The organism is Paraburkholderia sp. J67 (assembly GCF_905220265.1).
Lineage (GTDB): Bacteria > Pseudomonadota > Gammaproteobacteria > Burkholderiales > Burkholderiaceae > Paraburkholderia.
The window spans coordinates 119,818-139,547 of sequence record NZ_CAJMZK010000004.1; the positions used below are offsets into that span (position 1 = coordinate 119,818).

Sequence of the window (19,730 nt, forward strand, 5' to 3'; positions counted from 1 at the left end):
AGCCTTTTTCGTTTCTGGTTCACCCGCGACGCCCAAGGCGAGGGCACCAGATTGTTCAGGGCCGCCGTGTCGTTCTATGGGCCGAAAAACTGCTGCCAAGCCGACTCCCCCCCAAACCTATCCACACCACCCAGCGGATAACCCCCGGAAAACCCCAGGAAATGACTGTGCACGCATTGGGGATAACTTCGACCCAGGAAAAACTGTGGAAAAGTTGTCCCAGGCTGCCTGGGTTTTTCCCGTTTACGCCCGCAGACTTATGAATTTTCCACAGCCTTGTTTACTCAATGGTTTTCTGGGGTTATCCACAGATTACCCAGGGGCTTGTTAACTATTACTACGTTTACGTATACATAAATTATTAAAACCTTAGAACCCATTTCCGTAAACGCAAAAAACCGCTGGAAAACCTCTCCAGCGGCTTCGATCAGACGATACAAACCCAGCCCTCAAGCCAGCGGAATATAAAGCTCCGTCTTGAGATCCTCAGGCGCGGCCTCATCCGGCGTATTCAGATACACCTCGAACGAAGGCGCCGAAAAATCCGGCTGGCGCCCGAGCTTCTGCAAACCTTCGTTGTAGAACCACATCCACGCCTGTTGCAGCCCCTGATAAGGCCCCGTGTGGAGCACCACCGCGTGCTCGCCGCCACGCAGCTGGAGCTTCTCGACCGGCGAGATGATCTCCGCATCGGTTTCCTCTTCCAGATGCAGTCCCGCTTTCGAGCGCAGTTTCGACGCTTCCACGGTATTGGGATCGTCGTAATAAACGCCGACCATCTTCGCGCCTGCCGTACGCACGTTGCGCTCGCTGAGCCACTGCGCGAGCGTGTAGAACGCATCGCCGATCTTCATGTACGGGCCCACGTGACCGACGGCGAGCAGATCCATCGGTTCGAGGGTGAGGAGTTTCACGTCGCGGTCTTGCATGATGGGTCTCCAGATTCGGCGGCAGCGGGAGGCCGCACAGGTTTGGGCGCGCGAAAGCGCTTGAGGATGTGCCTCAAGATAGCACTGCGCTCCTGGAGACGTTCGAAGCCCGGCCGTGCCCCGTCAGAGGCTGACCCGCGTAACCGGATGGCTTTCGAGCCACGCGTTTTCTTCGTCGCTATAAAGCCGCGAACGCGTGAGAAAGCGCAGCCCAGTGGGCCGTTCGAGCGAAAACATGCCGCCGTTGCCCGGCACCGCATCGATGATGAGCTGGGTGTGCTGCCAGTACTCGAACTGCGATTCGGTCATGTAGAACGGCACGCCGCCGATTTCGCCGAGCTGCACGTCGGCGTTGCCGACCATGAACTCGTCAGCGGGGAAGCACATGGGCGCGCTGCCGTCGCAGCAGCCGCCGGATTGATGAAAGAGCAGGGAGCCATGCTCACGCGCGAGTTGCTCGATCAGCGTGAGCGCGGCGGGGGTGGCGGTGACGCGTTCGACCATGTCCGATGCTCCTGGGCGAATGAAAAGAGCGGGGCGCCGCCTGGTGCGGCGCCCGCGTAGCCGCCTCGCGCTTAGAAGAAGCCTAGCGGTTGTTCACTGTAGCTCACCAGCAGATTCTTGGTTTGCTGATAGTGATCGAGCATCATCTTGTGGTTCTCGCGGCCGATACCCGACTGCTTGTAGCCGCCAAATGCCGCGTGCGCCGGATAGGCGTGGTAGCAGTTGGTCCACACGCGCCCCGCCTGGATCGCGCGGCCAAAGCGATAGGCGCGCGTGCCATCTCGCGTCCAGACGCCCGCACCGAGGCCATAGAGCGTGTCGTTGGCGATTTCCAGCGCTTCCTCTTCGGTCTTGAAGGTCGTCACGGAAACAACCGGCCCAAAGATCTCTTCCTGGAAGATGCGCATCTTGTTGTGGCCGCGGAACACGGTGGGCTTCACGTAGTAGCCATCGCCGAGTTCGCCGGACAGCGCATTGCGCTCGCCGCCGATCAGACATTGCGCGCCTTCCTGCTTGCCCAGATCGATATACGAGAGGATTTTTTCGAGCTGTTCCTGCGAGGCCTGGGCCCCGATCATCGTCTTCGTGTCGAGCGGATGGCCCTGCTGGATCGCGGCCACACGCTTGATCGCGCGCTCCATGAAACGGTCGTAGATCTTCTCGTCGATCAGCACGCGCGACGGGCAGGTGCACACCTCACCCTGATTGAGCGCGAACATCGCGAAACCTTCGAGCGCCTTGTCGAAATAGCTGTCGTCGTGGTCGAGCACATCGGCGAAGAAGATGTTCGGGCTCTTGCCGCCCAGTTCCAGCGTCACCGGGATGATGTTCTGGCTCGCGTACTGCATGATGAGGCGGCCGGTGGTCGTCTCGCCGGTGAAGGCGATCTTCGCGATGCGCTTGTTCGACGCGAGCGGCTTGCCAGCCTCCAGCCCGAAGCCGTTGACCACGTTGAGCACGCCCGGCGGCAGCAGGTCCTGGATCACCTCGACCAGCACCAGCAGCGAAGCGGGCGTCTGTTCGGCCGGCTTGAGCACCACGCAGTTGCCGGCGGCCAGCGCGGGCGCGAGCTTCCACGCGGCCATCAGGATCGGAAAGTTCCACGGGATGATCTGGCCGACCACGCCCAGCGGCTCGTGGAAGTGATAGGCGACCGTGTCGTGATCGATTTCGGAGATGCCGCCTTCCTGCGCACGCACGCAGCTCGCGAAGTAGCGGAAGTGGTCGGCGGACAGCGGGATGTCGGCGGCGAGCGTTTCGCGCAGCGGCTTGCCGTTGTCGATCGTCTCGGCCACGGCGAGCTTGTGCAGGTTCTGCTCGATGCGATCGGCGATGCGGTTGAGGATGTTGGCGCGATCGGTCGGCGAGGTCTTGCCCCATGCGGTCTTCGCCTTGTGGGCGGCGTCGAGCGCGAGTTCCACATCGGCTTCGCGCGAGCGCGGAATCGACGTGAACGGATGACCAGTGATCGGCGAAATGTCGTCGAAATACTCGCCGCCGAGCGGCGCCACCCATTCGCCGCCGATGAAATTGCCGTACTGCTTCTTGTAGGGGAACTCGGTCGTCAGAAACTGCATGTCCGCGTGATTCATCTGCGTGCTCCTCGTTGTGCTCTGTCTAGATATGGTTGGGCGCGTTCTGCAAGACGGCTGCATGGCGCGGGGCCGGTGCACGCTTACGCCAGAAGCGTGCCAATGGGCGCGCGGGCACGGTGCGGCGGGCGTTGGCGGGAAAACGCGATAGAGGAGGGACGCCGGGAAGCCGCGCGAAATCGAAAAACCGCGCGTTCGGGCTGTATCGCCGTGGCGCAGTCCGCGGCGCGCGTGCTCAGAAAATGAACAGCGTGTGGATCAGCGCAGTGGAGGGCACATGAAGGGTGCAACGGGAAAAAAACGCCGCGCAGGGCGCGCATACGGTAGGCTTTGCACCCGTAACAGCAAGGAGAATCTGCAATGTCCGAAGAAATGTTCGTCTGCCGCAATCAATCGTGCGGCACCCCGTGGGAACAAAGCGAAGTCGTGATCAAGAACGAGGGCCAGGGGCCGCTGTTCCGCTGCCCGATGTGTGGCGCCCGTAATTATCTGGAGCAGTTCCAGGACGACGACGGCAACGTCGTCTATGAACAGGTGGACGGCAAGCCCTTCCTCTGAGCCGACGGCGCGCGCCGTCGCGGTCCTCAAAGGATCTCGGAGGCGAGCGAAATGCCGAAGATGATGCCGCCGATCAGACCGAGCGCGCGGCCGAGCAGCATCAGATTCAGGTCTTCGTCGAGCAGGTTGGGGTCGCGCTTCTCGTGCAGTACCGTTCGGTGCAGCAGGGGACGCGGGAACAGCAGGCAGGCGGAGACGAGCGCCGGTACGGCCAGCCGGATCGGCGCGCTGTAATGGCGGTCGGACGGAAAGTCGAGCCAGGCCATCAGGACGACGAGTAGTGCGGTGAGAATGGCGCCGACGATCGAGCCGGCGACGAGCTTGTCGGTGGGATGCTCGTGCATAGGGATTACCTCAGGAAAGAGTTCGGGTGCTGCGATAGACAGGCCATGATCTGATTTCCGTCAGAAAAGACCTATCGGAGCAGTCCGAAAACGGATGAGGTCGGGCTGACACAGGCGGGTGCGGCGCGGTGAGCATCGCGCGTGCCCAAGGCGCTCCTGGAGGGGTGCTTTTCCCCTATCCGTTCGAGTAGGCTGGCGAGGCCGCCCGGGCGTCCTACAGTTACGTCATACGATAAGAAACACTGTGGGACGTGTAGGACTTGTCAGACACATACCGGGGGCTGGGCCATGAACTTCGTTGAACAGGAAATCGCGCACATCGCGCGGGTGATGCCGCAATCGCTGGCGGGCGACTTCGAGATGCCTGTGATGGGTGCGGGCTACTGGCGCCGTCGGCTATTCACGTTGCTCAAGCAGAATCACCTGACACACGTGCAACTCGCAACGGTCGATACGCTGCTGCGCCAGCTCGACGGCTTCGAGGCGCTCGGCCGCTGGATGCCGCAACCGAAGAAAGTGAAGCGGCTGACGGTACGCACGCGACGCGATAGTCGTGCGCCGGTGGCGGTGTGAGGTTGCGTCTGGATTGAACCGCGCTGAATGGGTTCACGCGCGTCGCGCGAAACGGACGCAGAAAAGCAAAAAGCCCGGTCTTTCGACCGGGCTTTTCACATGAATTAGCTGGTGGGGCGTGAGTGACTCGAACACTCGACCTACGGATTAAGAGTCCGCTGCTCTACCAACTGAGCTAACGCCCCCAACAGAAGAAAGATTATGCCTGTCGTTTTGAGTCTTGGCAAGTCCTTTTCGCAAAATTCCTAAAAATACTTCGGAGGGTGATTCGCGGCCAGATCGGCCGGCCCTCCCGAACCGCTATCGCCTGCCGTTTCGCCGCCGCTTATCCGCCCTCGACGTTGCCTGCCGGTATCATGTGGCGACGCTACGCGGCGCGTATGCCCCGCCGCTCGGCGCTCAATCCCTATAAGGCTAGAACAGGCAAGAGACAGACGATGGACGAGAAGGCAATCGACGCGCTGCTGGAGCGCGTGCTGGCGCCGTGGGTGAAGGCGCTTGGGTTGAGGCCCGTTGAAGTCACCGACGAGAGCGCCACGCTGCGCTTGCCGTTTTCCGGCGAACTGCGCCACGCGGGCGGCGTGATCTGCGGCCAGGTGTTCATGGCGGCTGCCGATACGGCGATGATCGTCGCGATCGCTGCGGCGCTCGGCGAATTCAAGCCGATGACCACAGTCGCGCTCAACACCAGTTTCATGCGTGCGGTGCGCAAGGGCGATGTGACGATCACGGCACGCGTGCTGCGCATGGGCCGCAATCTGGTGTTCGGCGAAATAGAACTCTACGACGAAGAGGGCCGGATGGCCGTTCACGCCACCTCGACTTACGCGCTGCTCGACTAAGCTAACGCCTTCGGTATTCGAAACGAGACGAAGGACATGTTCGATCAGGTGGTCTTTGCTGGCGGCGGCAATCGTTGCTGGTGGCAGGCGGGGTTCTGGGACGTGGTGCAGCCGCAGTTGCAGATCCGTCCGCGCGTCATCACGGGCATCTCGGCGGGTGCGGCCACGGCCTGCATGATCTACACGCGCGATTCGCAGTGGGTCATGCGCTATTACGAGGAAGCGCTCAAGCACAACAAGCGCAATGCCTACTGGGGCAATCTCCTGCGCAGCGAGTCGGTGTTTCCGCACTACCGCATCTATCGGCAGGCGCTGCTCGACATCTACGGTCCCCGTTTCGGCAAGCTGAAGGACGCGCCTGAGATTCGCATCGGCGTGTCGCATCTGCCGCGCTGGCTCGGCGCGCGCAGCGCCGTCGCGGCGGGGTTGATTGCCTACAACATCGAAAAACACATCCGCAAGACGTTGCATCCGACGCTCGGCCAGAAGCTCGGCTTCCATCCGGAGTTCGTCACGGCGCAATCCTGCGAGCGCGTCGATGATCTCGCCGATCTCATCCTGCAATCGTCGTGCACGCCGCCATTTACGCCGGTCCTGCGCCGCAATGGCCGCGCGGTGCTCGATGGCGGCATGGTCGACAACGTGCCCGTGGGCGCGCTCGACGATACGCCGGGCCGTGTGCTCGTGATGGTCACGCGTCTTTACCCGCGCCCGCAGATGTTCGTGGTCAAGCACCGCACCCAGGCGGGCGGCGAACAGCAGCGCCTCTACGTGCAGCCGTCGGCCAAGGTGCCGATCTCGAGCTGGGACTACACGAGTCCACAGCAGATGCAGCACGCCTACAACCTCGGCTACGAGGACGGTCAGCGCTTTCTCGAACGGGTGCACGACGTGTTCGAGGCTGCGGCGCACGCATAAACCTGCGAATCAAAACGAAAAAAGGCGGCCCAAAGCCGCCTTTTTGCTTGAGATGCTCGCCTGGAGGCGCTCTGCCGCTTACTTGCGACGACCGCCCTGCAACGCATCCGGATTCGCCACGTGCGAGAGATCGCCCGCGTCGAAGCCGAGGATGTTGCGGAACGCCGCACCAAAGTACAGCTCGTAGCTCTCGCGCTCCACGTAGCCGATGTGCGGCGTGCAGATCACGTTCTCCATGCGCAGCAGGCTGTAGCCCTGAAGGATCGGCTCGCTTTCGAACACGTCGATGGCGACCATGCCCGGGCGATTGTGCGAGAGCGCGCCGAGCAGGGCGTTTTCTTCCAGCAATTCCGCACGGCTCGTGTTGACGAGCAGCGCCGTGGGCTTCATGCGCATCAGGTCTTCCTGCTTGACGATGCCGCGCGTGTCGTCGTGCAGGCGCAGGTGCAGCGAGAGGATGTCGCTTTCCTCGAACAGCGCCTCGCGGCTCGCGGCGGCTTCATAGCCGTCGGCGCGCGCGGCTTCGAGCGAGTGCTCGCGGCCCCAGATGATGACGCGCATGCCGAACGCCTTGCCGTAGCCGGCCACCAGACGCCCGATCTTGCCGTAGCCCCAGATGCCGAGCGTCTGGCCGCGCAGCACCTGGCCGAGGCCGAAGTTCGGCGGCATCGCCGAGGTCTTCAGGCCCGACTGCTGCCACGCGCCCTGCTTGAGGTTGGCGACGTACTGCGGAATGCGTCGCTGGGCGGCCATGATGAGCGCCCACGTGAGTTCGGCGGGCGCGACGGGCGAGCCGGTGCCTTCGAGCACGGCGATGCCGCGCTCCGTGCAGGCCGGGATGTCGATGTGCGGACCGGCTTTGCCGGTCTGGCTGATCATGCGCAGATGCGGGAGTTTGTCGAGCAGTTGCGAGGTGATACGCGTGCGTTCGCGAATCAGGACGAGCGCTTCGACTTCCGAGAGGCGGCTGGCGAGCTGGCCGAGGCCGCGCACCGTATTGTTGAAGACCTTGACCTCGTGTTCGGCGAGCAGTTCAAAGCAGTCGAGCTTGCGGACGGCGTCCTGGTAGTCGTCAAGGATGGCAATTTTCATGGCAGCTTGGGTAAAGGGTGAGGCAGTTCGGGTTGAGACACGTCGCGAAGCCGTTCGACGCGGTGCAACACGGTGTTCATCTGGTGGTTATCCCACTATGCAGCGTCGGGAAGGCTGGTATGAATACAAGGGTGCGTTTCGTTATCCCGTTGCACGGAACATGCAGGCATTCGATTTGCGTTTCTTGCGACGGCGCTCAATACGGCTGGATGCAGTTTGAACGAGAATTTTTCACTTTTATCAGTTTGAAGGGCCGCGATGCAAGCCGCTTTACAGACGGTTGCGATCCCTCGCCGATAAGGCCTTGACGACCTGCCCAACCGCGCGAACCAGGGTGTCCGAAATACATGCCTCGCCGCGGTTGCGCCTCTCGCTAGCAGCGTCGAAAGGGCCTGAACAGATTTTTTATCAGCCCAGATGGAGACACTATGAATCACCCCGATTTCCCCGCACAGGCCGCCGCCCAGGCGCCGGCCTGGGTACGCCACCGAAAACTGGTGGAGTGGGTGCAAAGCGTTGCCGCGCACACCCAACCCGAGCGCATCGTGTGGTGCGACGGCTCGCAGCAGGAGTATGACCGCCTGTGCCAGCAGATGGTCGATGCCGGCACGATGCGTCGCCTGAATCCGCAAAAGCGCCCGAATTCGTATCTTGCCTGCTCCGATCCCTCGGATGTGGCGCGCGTCGAAGATCGCACCTTCATCTGCTCACAGAAGGAAGAAGACGCGGGCCCGACCAACAACTGGATCGCACCGGCCGAGATGCGCACGACGCTCGACGGCCTGTTCGCCGGTTCGATGCGCGGCCGCACGATGTATGTCGTGCCGTTCTCGATGGGGCCGCTCGGCTCGCCTATCGCGCACATCGGCGTGGAGCTGTCCGATAGTCCTTACGTGGCCGTGAACATGCGCATCATGACGCGCATGGGGCGCGACGTGTACGACGTGCTGGGCGAGGACGGTGAATTCGTGCCGTGCGTGCATAGCGTGGGCGCGCCGCTGGCAGCCGGCGAACAGGATGTGCCGTGGCCCTGCAACAAGACCAAGTACATCGTCCACTTCCCGGAAACGCGCGAGATCTGGAGCTACGGCTCGGGCTATGGCGGCAACGCGCTGCTCGGCAAGAAGTGCTTCGCGCTGCGCATCGCCTCGACGATGGGCCGCGACGAAGGCTGGCTCGCCGAGCACATGCTGATTCTGGGCGTGCGCTCGCCGCAGGGGCGGAAGTACCACGTGGCGGCGGCGTTCCCGTCGGCCTGCGGCAAGACCAACTTCGCCATGCTGATCCCGCCGCCGGCGATGAACGGCTGGGAAATCAGCACGATCGGCGACGATATCGCCTGGATCAAGCCGGGCGCCGATGGCCGTCTGTACGCGATCAACCCGGAAGCGGGCTACTTCGGCGTCGCGCCGGGCACGAGCGAGAAGACCAACTTCAACGCCATGGCGACGCTCAAGGAGAACGTGATCTTCACGAACGTCGCGCTTACCGACGACGGCGATGTCTGGTGGGAAGGCATGACCGACACGCCGCCCGCGCATCTGATCGACTGGCAGGGCAACGACTGGACGCCCCAGATCGCGAAGGAAACGGGGCGCAAGGCGGCGCATCCGAACGCGCGCTTCACGGCGCCCGCTTCGCAATGCCCGTCGATCGACGCGGACTGGGAGAACCCGAAGGGCGTGGCGATCGACGCGTTCCTGTTCGGTGGCCGGCGCTCGACGACGGTGCCGCTCGTCACCGAGGCGCGCGACTGGACCGAAGGCGTCTACATGGCGGCGACGATGGGCTCGGAGACCACGGCGGCAGCGGCAGGGCAGCAGGGCGTGGTGCGCCGCGACCCGTTCGCGATGCTGCCGTTCTGCGGTTACAACATGGCCGATTACTTCGGTCACTGGCTCAAGATGGGCGAGCGCCTGACGCAACTGGGCGCGACGCTGCCGCGCATCTTCTGCGTGAACTGGTTCCGCAAGGGCGAAGACGGCAAGTTCGTGTGGCCGGGCTTTGGCGAAAACATGCGCGTGCTCGAATGGATGGTGCGTCGCATCGAAGGCGATGCGCAAGGCGAGGGGCATGCATTCGGCGTTTCGCCGCGCTATGACGATCTCGACTGGCGTGGCCTCGATTTCACGCCCGCGCAGTTCGAGCAGGTGATTTCCGTCGATGCGCAGGCGTGGCGTGACGAACTCGCGTTGCACACCGAGTTGTTCGAAACGCTCGCACAGGGCTTGCCGCAGGCGTTACGCGACGCGCGCACGGCGCTGGAAGGGCGTCTGTAATTCGGCGAAGCTGAAAATGTAAGTGCTCACTAACAAAATAACCCACGTTTTTGAGCACGATTTGAAAATAGGGCCGCTTTCGAGCGGCCTTTTTTATTTTTGGGGTCGCAGTAATTGCGCGATTTAGCGCACATCGCGCCATTCGTCTGTTCGTAGCAGAGTGCGCGGTTTCGCTGCATCGCGCAAAATTGTTTCGCCACAGGAAACAATAGACGCATGACCAATGCGTATTCAGCGACAGTCGCGAAAATTTTGAAGAAATTCAGGGTTGTGGAGGCAACTTCTGCACGAATTCCGATGTCGTAGGAGAATTCCCGGTTTCCTCCGCCGGTTTTCGGCGGACAGTAACAGGCAGGAGTTGTCTCATGGATCATTTGCAGTCGATGCGAGTATTCGTCAAGGTGGCAGACCTCGGCAGTTTCGCCCGGGCCGCTTCGGCGATGGATATCTCGAATGCGGTTGCAACGCGTCACGTCGCCGACCTCGAAGGCCGGCTTGGCACGCGTCTGCTCAACCGCACGACCCGCAGCCTTTCCCTCACCGAATCCGGTCAGGTTTATCTCGAACGCGCCCGCCAGATTCTCGACGAGCTAGAAGATGTCGAGCAGATGGTGGTCGCGCGCAACCACGAGCCCGTCGGCACGCTGCGTATCGTCGCGCCAGTCGTTTTCGGCCTGCACAACCTCGCGCCCGTGCTGCAAACCTATACGCAGCGCTATCCGCAGGTGATTCCCGATGTCACGCTGGTCGACCGCCAGGTCGATCTGGTCGAAGAGGGCTTCGATCTGGGTGTCGTGACCGCGCGCCAGATGCGCAGCGCGAGCATCGTCACGCGCCGCCTCACGACCGGCTGCATGACCGTCTGCGCGACGCCCGCCTACCTGGAAAAGCACGGCACGCCCACGCGCCCCGAGCATCTGATGGAGCATCCGTCGCTGTCGCTGCCCTCGGAATACTGGGGCGACGAGCGCGTGTTCACGGGGCCGGATGGTGAAGTGCGCGTGCGCCCGAGCAATGTGATCGTGGCGAACAATACCGAGATGCTGCGCCAGTTCGCGCTGCTCGGCATGGGCATCGCGATCCTGCCGAGCTACCTGATCGGGCGCGACATGACGCGCGGCCGTCTGGTGCGTCTGCTGGGCGACTACCGCCTGCCGCAGGTCGAGATCAACGTCGCGTATCCGAGCCGCCGCCATTTGCCGGCGAAGGTGCGTACGTTCATCGACCATCTGGTCGAGCATTTCAGCCAGACGCCGAACAGTCAGCTCGGCGAGCAATGGGTCAAGGATGGACAGGCGCGTCCGGCCGAGCCGTTGGCGGCGGCGCACAATGGCGCAGCGCATCACCCGGTGGTACCTGAGGCCTTCGACGGTGCGGAGCCGGTCTCCGAACTGCTCGACAACGCTCACGGCAACGCAGTGGACGTCGAGCGTGCCCCGAAGGCGGCACGTGCTTCCGCAGGACGCGGGCGTAGTTCGGCAGTTTCGCCGTTGTAAATGGCTTAGTGCGTCGCAAAGACGCAATTTACGGCGATAAAAAAGGCGCAGCTTCGAAAGAAGCTGCGCCTTTTTGTTGAAGCGCGATTCGCGGACGAACCGCGATCAAGCGAGCATCACGACCCGGTCTTGCGCGCCGGCGTCTTGCGAGCGGCGGTCTTGCGGGCCGGAGCGGCCTTGGCGGCCGTGGTCTTGGCCGCTGCGGTCTTGCGCGCCGGCTTGGCGCTGACCTCGGCGGCGTCGTTGGCCGCGTCGTTCGCGGCATCGTCCGCATCCGCGCTCGCAGTGCTCTTCTTCGCCGTTTTGGCGGCCGTTTTCGCGCTCGGCTCTTTCTTCTCGAACTCGAAGCCGATCTTGCCGTCCGGCTGCTTGACGAGGAACGCCTTGAAGTTGCGGCCCGTACGCGACGACTTGAAGTTCGTCAGCAGGTCCGTGCGGCCCTCCGTCAGCAGCTTGGCCATCTGCTCGCGTGCGATCTCCTGCTGGAGGATCACCTTGCCCGAGCGGAAGTCGCAAGTCTTCGGATTCGCGACCGAGTTCTCGCAGACGTAGCTCATGCCGTGCTCGAACACGCGGCCCTTGCACTTCGGGCAGGCACCCACGGCTTCCTGCTGCGAGAAGTCCGGCGCTTCACCGTCTTCCGTGCCCGAATCCTGCCCGAAATCGAATTCGAGCTTGTAGTTCTTGATCTCGTCGTCCAACGAGAGCTTGAGGATCGCCGAGAACGGCCGGCCCATCTTGCTGCGGAAACCCGAAAGCGGGCCGATCGTCTTGTTCTGCAGCAGCTCTTCGACTTCGGGGATTTCGAACTGGCGGCCACCCGGAATCTTCGAGATCGAGAACTCGCACTTCGTACACGCGAAACGGCGATAGTTTTCCTTCACCTGGCCGCCGCAATGCGGACACGGCGTTGCCAGAGTCGCGTAGTCGCCGGGGATGGTGTCCGAGTCGTATTCCTTCGCGCGCTTCACGATGGTCTGCGTCATGCGGGCGATTTCCTGCATGAAGGCGTCGCGCGCGAGCTTGCCGCGCTCCATCTGCGAAAGCTTGTACTCCCACTCGCCGGTCAATTCCGGCGCGGTGAGTTCCTTCACGTCCAGGCCGCGCAGCAGCGTCATGAGCTGGAACGCCTTGGCGGTCGGAATCAGGTCGCGGCCTTCGCGCACCAGATACTTTTCGCCGAGCAGACCTTCGATGATGGCCGCGCGCGTGGCCGGCGTGCCGAGACCCTTGGCGGCCATCGCCTCGCGCAGTTCCTCGTCGTCGACGAGCTTGCCCGCGCCTTCCATCGCCGAGAGCAGCGTCGCTTCGTTGTAGCGTGCGGGCGGTTTGGTCACCAGTTGATGCGGGGCGATCTTGTCGGTCTTGACCTTCTCGTCCTTCTGCACCGGCACGAGGTTGGCGTCTTCGCCGGTCGTGTCGCGGCCATAGATCTGCAGCCAGCCCGGTTCGACCATCACCTTGCCTTCGGTCTTGAAATGATGGCCGGAGACTTCGGTGATACGCGTGGTGACGCGGAATTCCGCTGCCGGGAAAAACACGGCGAGGAAACGCTTCACGACGAGGTCGTACAGCTTCTGCTCCGGCTCCGACAGATTCTTCGGCGCCTGCAGCGTCGGGATGATTGCGAAGTGGTCGCTGATCTTCGAATTATCGAAGATGCGCTTGTTCGGCTTCACCCAGCCCTTGTCGAGCGCCTGCTTGGCGAACGGCAGGTAGTTGTTGCTTTCCTTGAGCATCGCCATCGTCTCTTTGACGGTGTCGATGTAGTCCTCGGGCAGCGCACGTGCGTCGGTACGCGGGTAGGTGAGCACCTTGTGCTTTTCGTACAACGCCTGGGCGAGGCCGAGCGTGTTCTTGGCCGAAAAGCCGAAGCGCCCGTTGGCTTCGCGTTGCAGGCTCGTCAGGTCGAAGAGCGCGGGCGAGAGCTGGGTGGACGGCTTCGATTCTTCCGTGACGGTGCCTTCGCGGCCGTGACAGGCGGCGACGATGGTTTCGGCGGCCGGCAGGCTCCAGAGGCGCGAATCGCGCTTTTCCGGATCGTGCTCGTCCTTCTTGAATTTCGGGTCGTACCAGCGGCCTTCGTAGAAGCCACCCGCGCAGACGAATTCGGCGCGCACTTCCCAATAATCGCGCGGCACGAAACGACGAATTTTCTCTTCACGTTCGACGACGATCGACAACGTTGGCGTCTGAACGCGACCGACGGTCGTGAGGAAGAAGCCGCCGCCCTTGCTGTTGAAGGCCGTCATCGCGCGCGTGCCGTTGATGCCCACGAGCCAGTCGGCTTCCGAGCGGCAGCGTGCGGCGTCGGCGAGCGGCAGCATGTCGTCGTCGCTGCGCAGGTTCGCGAAACCGTCGCGGATCGCCTGCTGCGTCATCGACTGGAGCCACAGGCGCTGGACCGGCTGCTTCGCCTTCGCGTGCTGCGCGATCAGGCGGAAAATCAGCTCGCCTTCGCGCCCCGCGTCGCAGGCATTGATCAGCTTCGTGACGTCCTTGCGCTTGAGCAGCTTCGTCAGCACCTTGAGCCGCGACTCGCTCTTGGCGATCGGATTCAGGTCGAAGTGGGGCGGGATGACCGGCAGGTTCGCGAAGCTCCATTTGCCTCGCTTGACTTCGTACTCCTCGGGCGCAGCGATCTCCAGCAAGTGGCCGACCGCCGACGACAGCACGTAGTCGTCGCTTTCGTAGTACTCGTCATGCTTGGTGAATCCGCCCAGCGCGCGCGCGATGTCGTTCGCGACGGATGGCTTCTCGGCGATGATCAGAGCTTTGGACATGACTGGTTGTGTGTGGGTGTATCCGGGTTGGCGCCCGCGGTTATGCCGTCTGGATTCGCCGCGTGGCGGGCGCGCCGTCGGGCGCCTCGTTAACGACCGCTTTATAGCACATGGCGCGCAGGCGGCGATTTTCTTGTCATCGGTTTGGCAGCCCGCGGGTCGATTTTGGCGCCCTTGGTCAGGGCGCCAATAATAAAGGCGCGACGCAACGCGGGGCAAGCGAGCCGATCAGGCCCCGCAATGCGGCTGGCGGGTTGGAATCGCCCGTGCGCGCTGCGTTTCAGGCTTCGATCAGCGCGGGTCGCAGCTTCGGCGCATCGGCGACGCCGGGTAGCGCCGTCAGATCCGAAAGCATGCGTTCGACCACTGCGCCATGCGGCAGCACGGTGCCGAAAAAGCGCGTGGCCTTGCTGTCTTCGATCAGGATGGTGGGGAAATTCTCCACATCGAGATCGTCGAAGCGGTCGGCGTGCGTTTCGATGTCGATGTATGCGAAGCAGATTTCGGGATGCGCGTCTGCGATGCGGTCGAAGGTCGCCCGATAGTCGCGACAGGTGCCGCACCACTGCGCGCACAGGCACGCGACGAACAGCGTGTCGCGGTCGCTGACGCGCTCGGCGATCTTGTCGGCGTCGGTGTCGAGGTCAAGCGCGGGCATGGTCGTTCCTTGCGGCCTCATATATATAGAGGCGGTGGTGTTCGCGCTGGCTTCTGGCGCCAGCGGGCTCGAGGGTGCTGATCATGTGGATGGTGCCAAACGTGCTTTTGGCGCGAATGTAACACGCTCGCACGCTAGCAGTGGGACACCCGCATGAAGCGGCCACCCGGCAGTGCGCTCACATGCCCGGCCAGTTCGAGCCTGAGCAGCGTGGCTTGCAGCACCGCTTCGGCCATGTCGGTGCGTTGCGCGAGGATTTCAAGCGTGGCGGGCGCGTGACCGAGTGCGGCAAGCAGGGCTTCGGCCTGCGGCTCCAGAGCTGGCCTGTTGGCGGCCTCCGCCTCTGGGACAGTGAACGTCAGCGGCAGCGTTTGTGAATCTTTCGCACTGCGTCCGCGCGTCGCGAGTGAGGCGGGTGCCTTCGGTTGCACGGGTTGCGCAAGCCCGAGCGCCTCCAGCACCTCCTCGGGCGTTTCGACCAGTTGCGCGCCTTCCTTGATGAGCCGATGACAACCGCGCGAGAGCGGCGCATGGATCGATCCGGGCAGTGCGAACACGTCGCGGCCCATTTCGTTCGCGAGCCGCGCGGTGATGAGCGAACCCGATCGCATCGCGGCCTCGACCACGATCACGCCTTCCACGAGCGCCGCGATCACGCGATTGCGTTGCGGAAAGTTTGCGGAGCGCGCGGGCGTGCCGAGTGGCCATTCGGTGACGATCGCACCCTGCGCGGTGATCTGCCGGGCGAGTCCATGATGGGCGGCGGGATAGACGAGATCGGCACCTGTGCCGGTCACAGCGACCGTGCCGCCAGGCTCGGCTAAGGCGCCCTCGTGCGCCGCGCCGTCCACCCCGAGCGCGAGGCCTGAAACGACCGTGATGCCCGCCGCCGCGAGCACGCGCGCGAAGCGTCGCGCGTCTTCCAGTGCCTGCGGCGTCGCACTGCGGCTGCCGACGATCGCCACGCCGCGTGCGTGCAGCAGCTCGAAGCGGCCTTTCACGTAAAGCAGCGGCGGCGGGTCGGGCATCGTCAGCAGGCGCGGCGGATAGGCAGGATCGGCGAGCGTGACGAGCGCGTTGCCCGGCTGCGCGCGCCACGTCTCGATGTTTGCGAGATGCTGTGCGAGATCGGCCTCTGGCGGGGCAAGCACCGCTTGCGCGGCAACGGTGCCCGCCACCGCAGCAAGGGCGCTGAACGGCTGCGCCAGCACCTGTTGCGGCAGCCCGAATGCGCCGAGCAGCGCGCGCAACGCGGCAGGCTTCAAACCGCGCGCATGGGCGAGGCGCAGCCAGGCGTCGAGTTCGTCGGCCGCGAGCGGCAAGGGAGCGGGCATGGGCGTTTCTCCGTCGGCGGGCGAAGCCGGGCCCGTCGTGATAAAATTTTCACGATCCGAAATTCATTTGCGGCGCTGTGACGCATCGTCACCGCGGGCTGTCGGCATGGCGCCGGCCTGCCGTGTGCGCGCCGTTTTGCCCGTGCGCGCACGGATGGCGTCGCTGCGTTGATTCCGGTCGATTTGTCCGTATATCGTCCGTACATCTTCTGTTTTCCGCGTAGGGCTCACCAGTTGGCCGAACGGCCAGCGCGCGCAAGAGCGCCAGAAAACAGCGCACGCCCCCGCGGCGCCCAACGAGAAACCTGTCGAATCATGGCTCTACTGAACATTCTTCATTACCCGGACAAGCGCCTGCACAAGGTCGCCAAGCCGGTCGAGGTCGTCAACGACCGCATTCGCAAGCTCGTCGCCGACATGGCCGACACCATGTACGCGGCGCCCGGCGTTGGTCTCGCGGCCACCCAGGTGGACGTGCACGAGCGCGTCGTCGTGATCGACGTGTCCGATGACCATAACGAACTCCAGGTCTTCATCAACCCGGAAATCGTCTGGTCGAGCAAGGAAACGGAAATCCACGAAGAGGGCTGCCTCTCGGTGCCGGGCATCTACGACGAAGTCGAGCGTGCGGAGAAAGTGCGCGTGCGCGCCCTCAACGAAAAGGGCGAGAGCTACGAGGTGGACTGCGACGGGCTGCTGGCGGTATGCATCCAGCACGAGATGGATCACCTGATGGGCAAGGTGTTCGTCGAATATCTCTCGTCGCTCAAGCAGACGCGCATCAAGAGCAAGATGAAGAAGCTCGAACGCGCGATGTAATGTCGGCGCGCCGCGTCTTTTTCCTGTTCGATAGCTGATCTGCCCGTGCCCATGAGCCATTCCCTTCGCGTGATTTTTGCCGGTACGCCGGAATTCGCCGCCGCCGCGCTTGCCGCGATCCACGAGGCGGGCTTTCCCGTGCCGCTCGTGCTGACCCAGCCCGACCGTCCTGCCGGACGCGGGATGAAACTCCAGGCGAGCCCCGTCAAACGCTACGCCGAAGAGCACGGCATCGCCGTCGCACAGCCGACTTCGCTGCGCCGCGCGGGCAAATATCCCGAAGAGGCTGCCGCCGCGCTCGATCTGCTGCACGCGACGCCGCACGACGTCATGGTGGTGGCGGCCTATGGCCTGATCCTGCCGCAGGAAGTGCTCGATATTCCGCCGAGCGGCTGCATCAATATCCACGCGTCGATCCTGCCGCGCTGGCGCGGCGCCGCGCCGATCCATCGTGCGATCGAGGCAGGCGATACCGAGACCGGCATCACGCTCATGCAGATGGACGCGGGACTCGACACCGGCCCGATGATCTCGGAAGTGCGCACGCCGATCGCGGCGACCGATACCACCGCGACGCTGCACGATCGCCTCGCGAAGCTGGGCGCGCAACTCGTGGTGGACTGGCTGACCCAGCTCGAACGCACGGGCCAGTTGCCGATCACGCCGCAGCCCGCCGACGGCGTGACCTACGCCGAAAAAATCGGCAAGCAGGAAGCGGCGCTCGATTTCCGTCGCCCCGCTGCCGCGCTCGCGCGCCAGATTCGCGCGTTCGACCCGTTCCCGGGCGGCGCGGCCACGCTGGACGGCGCGCTGATCAAGCTCTGGGCCGCCGAAGTTGCCGAAGACGCGAGCGTGCCCGCGCACGCCGCGCCCGGCCAGATCCTCGAAGTCTCGCCTGCTGGCGTGGTGGTGGCGTGCGGCGAGGGCGCGCTGCGCGTCACGCAGTTGCAGAAACCGGGCGGCAAGCGCCTGCCTGCGCGCGAGTTCCTCGCGGGTATGGCGCTGGCCGCCGGGCAGCAATTTGCGCTCAACGATTCCGCCACTGCCTGATTCAGCCTGAGCGCTCCGGCAGGGGCGCGCCTGGCGGCCACTCGGCCACCAGGCCGTTCGGCCAGTTCGCGCTGCTCACGTGCGCCACACGGCGCGCGTTAGAATCGAAGAGGTTGTCGAGACGCCTACACAGAACGGCTCGCCGCCGTTTTCGAGTCTTTTGCAGAGAACGTCATGCTTGGTATTTCCCATTTCGGCTTTTTTCTCGTCGCCGTTCTACTTCTGAACGTCACGCCGGGCCCCGATACGGCCTACATCGTCGGGCGCAGCGTTGCGCAAGGGCGCAGCGCCGGGCTCGTGTCGGCGCTGGGGATCTCCGCGGGCTGCTGCGTGCACGCGCTGGCCTGCGCGTTCGGGCTCACCGCGCTGCTGGCGGCGTCGGCCACCGCGTTCACCATCATCAAGCTCGTGGGCGCGTGCTATCTCGTTTATCTCGGTGTGCGGCTGATCTTCACGAAGCAGTCGGCACCTGCTGCCGGGAACAGCGCAGCACCGAGCGCCGTCACGCCGCGCCCGCTGCGCCAGTTGTTCCTCTCGGGTTTCTGGACCAACGTGCTGAACCCCAAGGTCGTGCTGTTCTTCGTCTCGTTCTTCCCGCAGTTCGTGAGCGTGACGAGTTCGCACAAGATCCTGGCTTTCCTCACGCTGGGCGCGGTGTTCGTGCTGATGAGCACGGTCTGGAACAGCTTCGTCGCGTGGATCGCGGGCAGTGTCACGCAGCGTTTCTCGGGCAAGCCGGGCGTGCGCAAGTGGCTGGACCGCACCGTCGGCTCGGCGTTCGTCGGCCTCGGTTTGAAGCTCGCGACCAGCACGCGTTGAGATTGAATTTTTCCGACCTGCCCATATCTAACAAATCGCTTACAATGCGCTCGCTGTCGCCGGAGTCTACGGCATAACGCCAGGGCTGGCGGTGGGCATCCGGTGATTTGATTCCCGATTCGATTATTGATGGGTGAAGGAGCACAGAACATGTTCAACTGGGTCAAAACCGCGATGTTGATGGCCGCGATTACGGCCCTTTTCATCGTCATTGGCGGCATGATCGGCGGGCGCAGCGGCATGATGCTCGCGTTGCTGATCGCGCTCGGCATGAACTTCTTCTCGTACTGGTTCTCGGACAAGATGGTTCTGCGCATGTACAACGCGCAGGAAGTGGACGAGACCACGGCGCCGCAGTTCTATCGCATGGTCCGTGAGTTGGCCACGCGCGCGAATATCCCCATGCCGCGCGTCTACCTGATCAACGAGGATGCGCCCAACGCCTTCGCCACGGGCCGCAATCCCGAGCACGCGGCGGTCGCGGCGACCACGGGCATCCTGCGCGTGCTATCCGAGCGCGAGATGCGCGGGGTGATGGCGCATGAACTGGCGCACGTGAAGCACCGCGACATCCTGATTTCGACGATCTCGGCGACGATGGCCGGCGCGATCTCGGCGCTCGCCAACTTCGCGATGTTCTTTGGCGGTCGCGACGAGAACGGTCGCCCTTCGAATCCGATCGCAGGCATCGCCGTTGCCTTGCTGGCGCCTATCGCGGGCGCGCTGATCCAGATGGCCATTTCGCGTGCGCGCGAGTTCGAGGCCGATCGTGGCGGTGCGCAGATCTCGGGCGATCCGCAGTCGCTGGCCACGGCGCTCGACAAGATCCATCGCTACGCGCAGGGCATCCCGTTCCCGGCCGCCGAGCAGCATCCGGCCACGGCGCAGATGATGATCATGAATCCGCTGGCGGGCGGGGCGATCGCCAATTTGTTCTCGACGCACCCGGCTACCGAAGAGCGCATCGCGCGCCTGATGGAGATGGCGCGCACGGGCCGCTTCGATTGAGGCGCACGCAAGCCGCAAGCGTAAAGGCACAAAAGGGCAGACCACGGTCTGCCCTTTTTTCTACGCGCCTCGTTTGCCCATGCCCGCGTGCACCGATGCGGCTTCCTTTGTCTCGGCCCCTGAGCGTTGCGC

Annotated in this window: 19 protein-coding genes and 1 tRNA gene; 10 read left to right on the forward strand and 10 right to left on the reverse strand. The window is 63.6% G+C overall.

The annotated features are described in order from the left end of the window. Nucleotides 1-449: 449 nt before the first annotated feature. The 3 genes from U5782_RS10080 to adh form a co-directional block, all read right to left on the reverse strand. Nucleotides 450-929 (reverse strand): GyrI-like domain-containing protein, encoded by a 480-nt coding sequence (locus tag U5782_RS10080; protein ID WP_322043675.1) that lies wholly within the window; start codon nucleotides 927-929, stop codon nucleotides 450-452. Between the two features lie 123 nt (nucleotides 930-1,052). Next, the gene (locus U5782_RS10085) at nucleotides 1,053-1,433 is read right to left on the reverse strand and encodes a DUF779 domain-containing protein (protein WP_322043676.1); all 381 of its coding nucleotides are present in this window, start codon (nucleotides 1,431-1,433) and stop codon (nucleotides 1,053-1,055) included. A 71-nt stretch (nucleotides 1,434-1,504) separates the two neighbouring features. After that, on the reverse strand, nucleotides 1,505-3,025 hold the full coding sequence (gene adh / locus U5782_RS10090) for an aldehyde dehydrogenase (protein WP_322043677.1): 1,521 nt from the start codon (nucleotides 3,023-3,025) through the stop codon (nucleotides 1,505-1,507). A 372-nt stretch (nucleotides 3,026-3,397) separates the two neighbouring features. Between adh and U5782_RS10095 the strand changes: the two genes are divergently transcribed. Continuing rightward, nucleotides 3,398-3,583, forward strand: a complete 186-nt coding sequence (locus U5782_RS10095) for a hypothetical protein (protein WP_322043958.1) — start codon at nucleotides 3,398-3,400, stop codon at nucleotides 3,581-3,583. A 26-nt stretch (nucleotides 3,584-3,609) separates the two neighbouring features. Here the strand turns inward: U5782_RS10095 and U5782_RS10100 are convergent, their stop codons facing one another. Continuing rightward, the gene (locus tag U5782_RS10100) at nucleotides 3,610-3,927 is read right to left on the reverse strand and encodes a hypothetical protein (RefSeq protein WP_322043678.1); all 318 of its coding nucleotides are present in this window, start codon (nucleotides 3,925-3,927) and stop codon (nucleotides 3,610-3,612) included. Between the two features lie 288 nt (nucleotides 3,928-4,215). Between U5782_RS10100 and U5782_RS10105 the strand changes: the two genes are divergently transcribed. After that, nucleotides 4,216-4,500 carry a hypothetical protein gene (locus tag U5782_RS10105; RefSeq protein WP_322043679.1) on the forward strand — a complete coding sequence of 95 codons (285 nt, stop codon included), beginning with the start codon at nucleotides 4,216-4,218 and terminating at the stop codon, nucleotides 4,498-4,500. Nucleotides 4,501-4,609: 109 nt separating this feature from the next. Here the strand turns inward: U5782_RS10105 and U5782_RS10110 are convergent. After that, nucleotides 4,610-4,685 (reverse strand) — tRNA-Lys (locus U5782_RS10110). A gap of 252 nt (nucleotides 4,686-4,937) precedes the next feature. Between U5782_RS10110 and U5782_RS10115 the strand changes: the two genes are divergently transcribed. Further along, complete coding sequence (locus U5782_RS10115; protein WP_322043680.1) at nucleotides 4,938-5,342, forward strand: PaaI family thioesterase; 405 nt, start codon at nucleotides 4,938-4,940, stop codon at nucleotides 5,340-5,342. 36 nt (nucleotides 5,343-5,378) lie between these two features. After that, nucleotides 5,379-6,260 carry a patatin-like phospholipase family protein gene (locus U5782_RS10120; protein ID WP_322043681.1) on the forward strand — a complete coding sequence of 294 codons (882 nt, stop codon included), beginning with the start codon at nucleotides 5,379-5,381 and terminating at the stop codon, nucleotides 6,258-6,260. 78 nt (nucleotides 6,261-6,338) lie between these two features. Here the strand turns inward: U5782_RS10120 and U5782_RS10125 are convergent, their stop codons facing one another. Beyond that, nucleotides 6,339-7,352, reverse strand: coding sequence for a D-2-hydroxyacid dehydrogenase family protein (locus U5782_RS10125; protein WP_322043682.1), 1,014 nt, complete (start codon nucleotides 7,350-7,352; stop codon nucleotides 6,339-6,341). Between the two features lie 428 nt (nucleotides 7,353-7,780). Between U5782_RS10125 and U5782_RS10130 the strand changes: the two genes are divergently transcribed. Beyond that, nucleotides 7,781-9,631 (forward strand): phosphoenolpyruvate carboxykinase (GTP), encoded by a 1,851-nt coding sequence (locus U5782_RS10130; protein WP_322043683.1) that lies wholly within the window; start codon nucleotides 7,781-7,783, stop codon nucleotides 9,629-9,631. 29 nt (nucleotides 9,632-9,660) lie between these two features. Here U5782_RS10130 and U5782_RS10135 read toward each other — a convergent pair whose 3' ends face one another. After that, nucleotides 9,661-10,005: a hypothetical protein gene (locus U5782_RS10135; protein ID WP_322043684.1), complete on the reverse strand. Its 345-nt coding sequence runs from the start codon at nucleotides 10,003-10,005 to the stop codon at nucleotides 9,661-9,663. On the opposite strand from U5782_RS10135, the gene U5782_RS10140 reads away from it, so the two are divergent. Then, nucleotides 9,997-11,127, forward strand: coding sequence for a LysR family transcriptional regulator (locus tag U5782_RS10140; RefSeq protein ID WP_322043685.1), 1,131 nt, complete (start codon nucleotides 9,997-9,999; stop codon nucleotides 11,125-11,127). The genes U5782_RS10135 and U5782_RS10140 overlap by 9 nt on opposite strands. A gap of 116 nt (nucleotides 11,128-11,243) precedes the next feature. Here U5782_RS10140 and U5782_RS10145 read toward each other — a convergent pair whose 3' ends face one another. The 3 genes from U5782_RS10145 to dprA all read right to left on the reverse strand — a co-directional run bounded on the left by U5782_RS10145 (nucleotide 11,244) and on the right by dprA (nucleotide 15,902). Further along, the gene (locus tag U5782_RS10145; protein ID WP_322043686.1) at nucleotides 11,244-13,910 is read right to left on the reverse strand and encodes a DNA topoisomerase III; all 2,667 of its coding nucleotides are present in this window, start codon (nucleotides 13,908-13,910) and stop codon (nucleotides 11,244-11,246) included. 280 nt (nucleotides 13,911-14,190) lie between these two features. Next, entirely contained in the window at nucleotides 14,191-14,568 is a 378-nt protein-coding gene (locus U5782_RS10150) for a thioredoxin family protein (protein WP_322043687.1), read from the reverse strand. Between the two features lie 134 nt (nucleotides 14,569-14,702). Continuing rightward, the gene (gene dprA, locus U5782_RS10155; RefSeq protein WP_322043688.1) at nucleotides 14,703-15,902 is read right to left on the reverse strand and encodes a DNA-processing protein DprA; all 1,200 of its coding nucleotides are present in this window, start codon (nucleotides 15,900-15,902) and stop codon (nucleotides 14,703-14,705) included. Between the two features lie 315 nt (nucleotides 15,903-16,217). On the opposite strand from dprA, the gene def reads away from it, so the two are divergent. The 4 genes from def to htpX all read left to right on the forward strand — a co-directional run bounded on the left by def (nucleotide 16,218) and on the right by htpX (nucleotide 19,598). Then, nucleotides 16,218-16,721: a peptide deformylase gene (gene def, locus U5782_RS10160; protein ID WP_322043689.1), complete on the forward strand. Its 504-nt coding sequence runs from the start codon at nucleotides 16,218-16,220 to the stop codon at nucleotides 16,719-16,721. 51 nt (nucleotides 16,722-16,772) lie between these two features. After that, the gene (gene fmt / locus U5782_RS10165) at nucleotides 16,773-17,771 is read left to right on the forward strand and encodes a methionyl-tRNA formyltransferase (protein ID WP_322043690.1); all 999 of its coding nucleotides are present in this window, start codon (nucleotides 16,773-16,775) and stop codon (nucleotides 17,769-17,771) included. Between the two features lie 174 nt (nucleotides 17,772-17,945). Further along, nucleotides 17,946-18,590 carry a LysE family translocator gene (locus tag U5782_RS10170; protein WP_322043691.1) on the forward strand — a complete coding sequence of 215 codons (645 nt, stop codon included), beginning with the start codon at nucleotides 17,946-17,948 and terminating at the stop codon, nucleotides 18,588-18,590. Between the two features lie 150 nt (nucleotides 18,591-18,740). Beyond that, nucleotides 18,741-19,598, forward strand: coding sequence for a zinc metalloprotease HtpX (htpX, locus tag U5782_RS10175; protein ID WP_322043692.1), 858 nt, complete (start codon nucleotides 18,741-18,743; stop codon nucleotides 19,596-19,598). The last annotated feature ends 132 nt before the right edge of the window (nucleotides 19,599-19,730 follow it).

Coding starts and splice junctions, on each gene's coding strand:
- U5782_RS10080 (WP_322043675.1), bottom strand. CDS start 929: ATGCAAGACCGCGACGTGAAACTCCTCACCCTCGAACCGATGGATCTG.
- U5782_RS10085 (WP_322043676.1), bottom strand. CDS start 1,433: ATGGTCGAACGCGTCACCGCCACCCCCGCCGCGCTCACGCTGATCGAG.
- adh (WP_322043677.1), bottom strand. CDS start 3,025: ATGAATCACGCGGACATGCAGTTTCTGACGACCGAGTTCCCCTACAAG.
- U5782_RS10095 (WP_322043958.1), top strand. CDS start 3,398: ATGTTCGTCTGCCGCAATCAATCGTGCGGCACCCCGTGGGAACAAAGC.
- U5782_RS10100 (WP_322043678.1), bottom strand. CDS start 3,927: ATGCACGAGCATCCCACCGACAAGCTCGTCGCCGGCTCGATCGTCGGC.
- U5782_RS10105 (WP_322043679.1), top strand. CDS start 4,216: ATGAACTTCGTTGAACAGGAAATCGCGCACATCGCGCGGGTGATGCCG.
- U5782_RS10115 (WP_322043680.1), top strand. CDS start 4,938: ATGGACGAGAAGGCAATCGACGCGCTGCTGGAGCGCGTGCTGGCGCCG.
- U5782_RS10120 (WP_322043681.1), top strand. CDS start 5,379: ATGTTCGATCAGGTGGTCTTTGCTGGCGGCGGCAATCGTTGCTGGTGG.
- U5782_RS10125 (WP_322043682.1), bottom strand. CDS start 7,352: ATGAAAATTGCCATCCTTGACGACTACCAGGACGCCGTCCGCAAGCTC.
- U5782_RS10130 (WP_322043683.1), top strand. CDS start 7,781: ATGAATCACCCCGATTTCCCCGCACAGGCCGCCGCCCAGGCGCCGGCC.
- U5782_RS10140 (WP_322043685.1), top strand. CDS start 9,997: ATGGATCATTTGCAGTCGATGCGAGTATTCGTCAAGGTGGCAGACCTC.
- U5782_RS10135 (WP_322043684.1), bottom strand. CDS start 10,005: ATGATCCATGAGACAACTCCTGCCTGTTACTGTCCGCCGAAAACCGGC.
- U5782_RS10145 (WP_322043686.1), bottom strand. CDS start 13,910: ATGTCCAAAGCTCTGATCATCGCCGAGAAGCCATCCGTCGCGAACGAC.
- U5782_RS10150 (WP_322043687.1), bottom strand. CDS start 14,568: ATGCCCGCGCTTGACCTCGACACCGACGCCGACAAGATCGCCGAGCGC.
- dprA (WP_322043688.1), bottom strand. CDS start 15,902: ATGCCCGCTCCCTTGCCGCTCGCGGCCGACGAACTCGACGCCTGGCTG.
- def (WP_322043689.1), top strand. CDS start 16,218: ATGGCTCTACTGAACATTCTTCATTACCCGGACAAGCGCCTGCACAAG.
- fmt (WP_322043690.1), top strand. CDS start 16,773: ATGAGCCATTCCCTTCGCGTGATTTTTGCCGGTACGCCGGAATTCGCC.
- U5782_RS10170 (WP_322043691.1), top strand. CDS start 17,946: ATGCTTGGTATTTCCCATTTCGGCTTTTTTCTCGTCGCCGTTCTACTT.
- htpX (WP_322043692.1), top strand. CDS start 18,741: ATGTTCAACTGGGTCAAAACCGCGATGTTGATGGCCGCGATTACGGCC.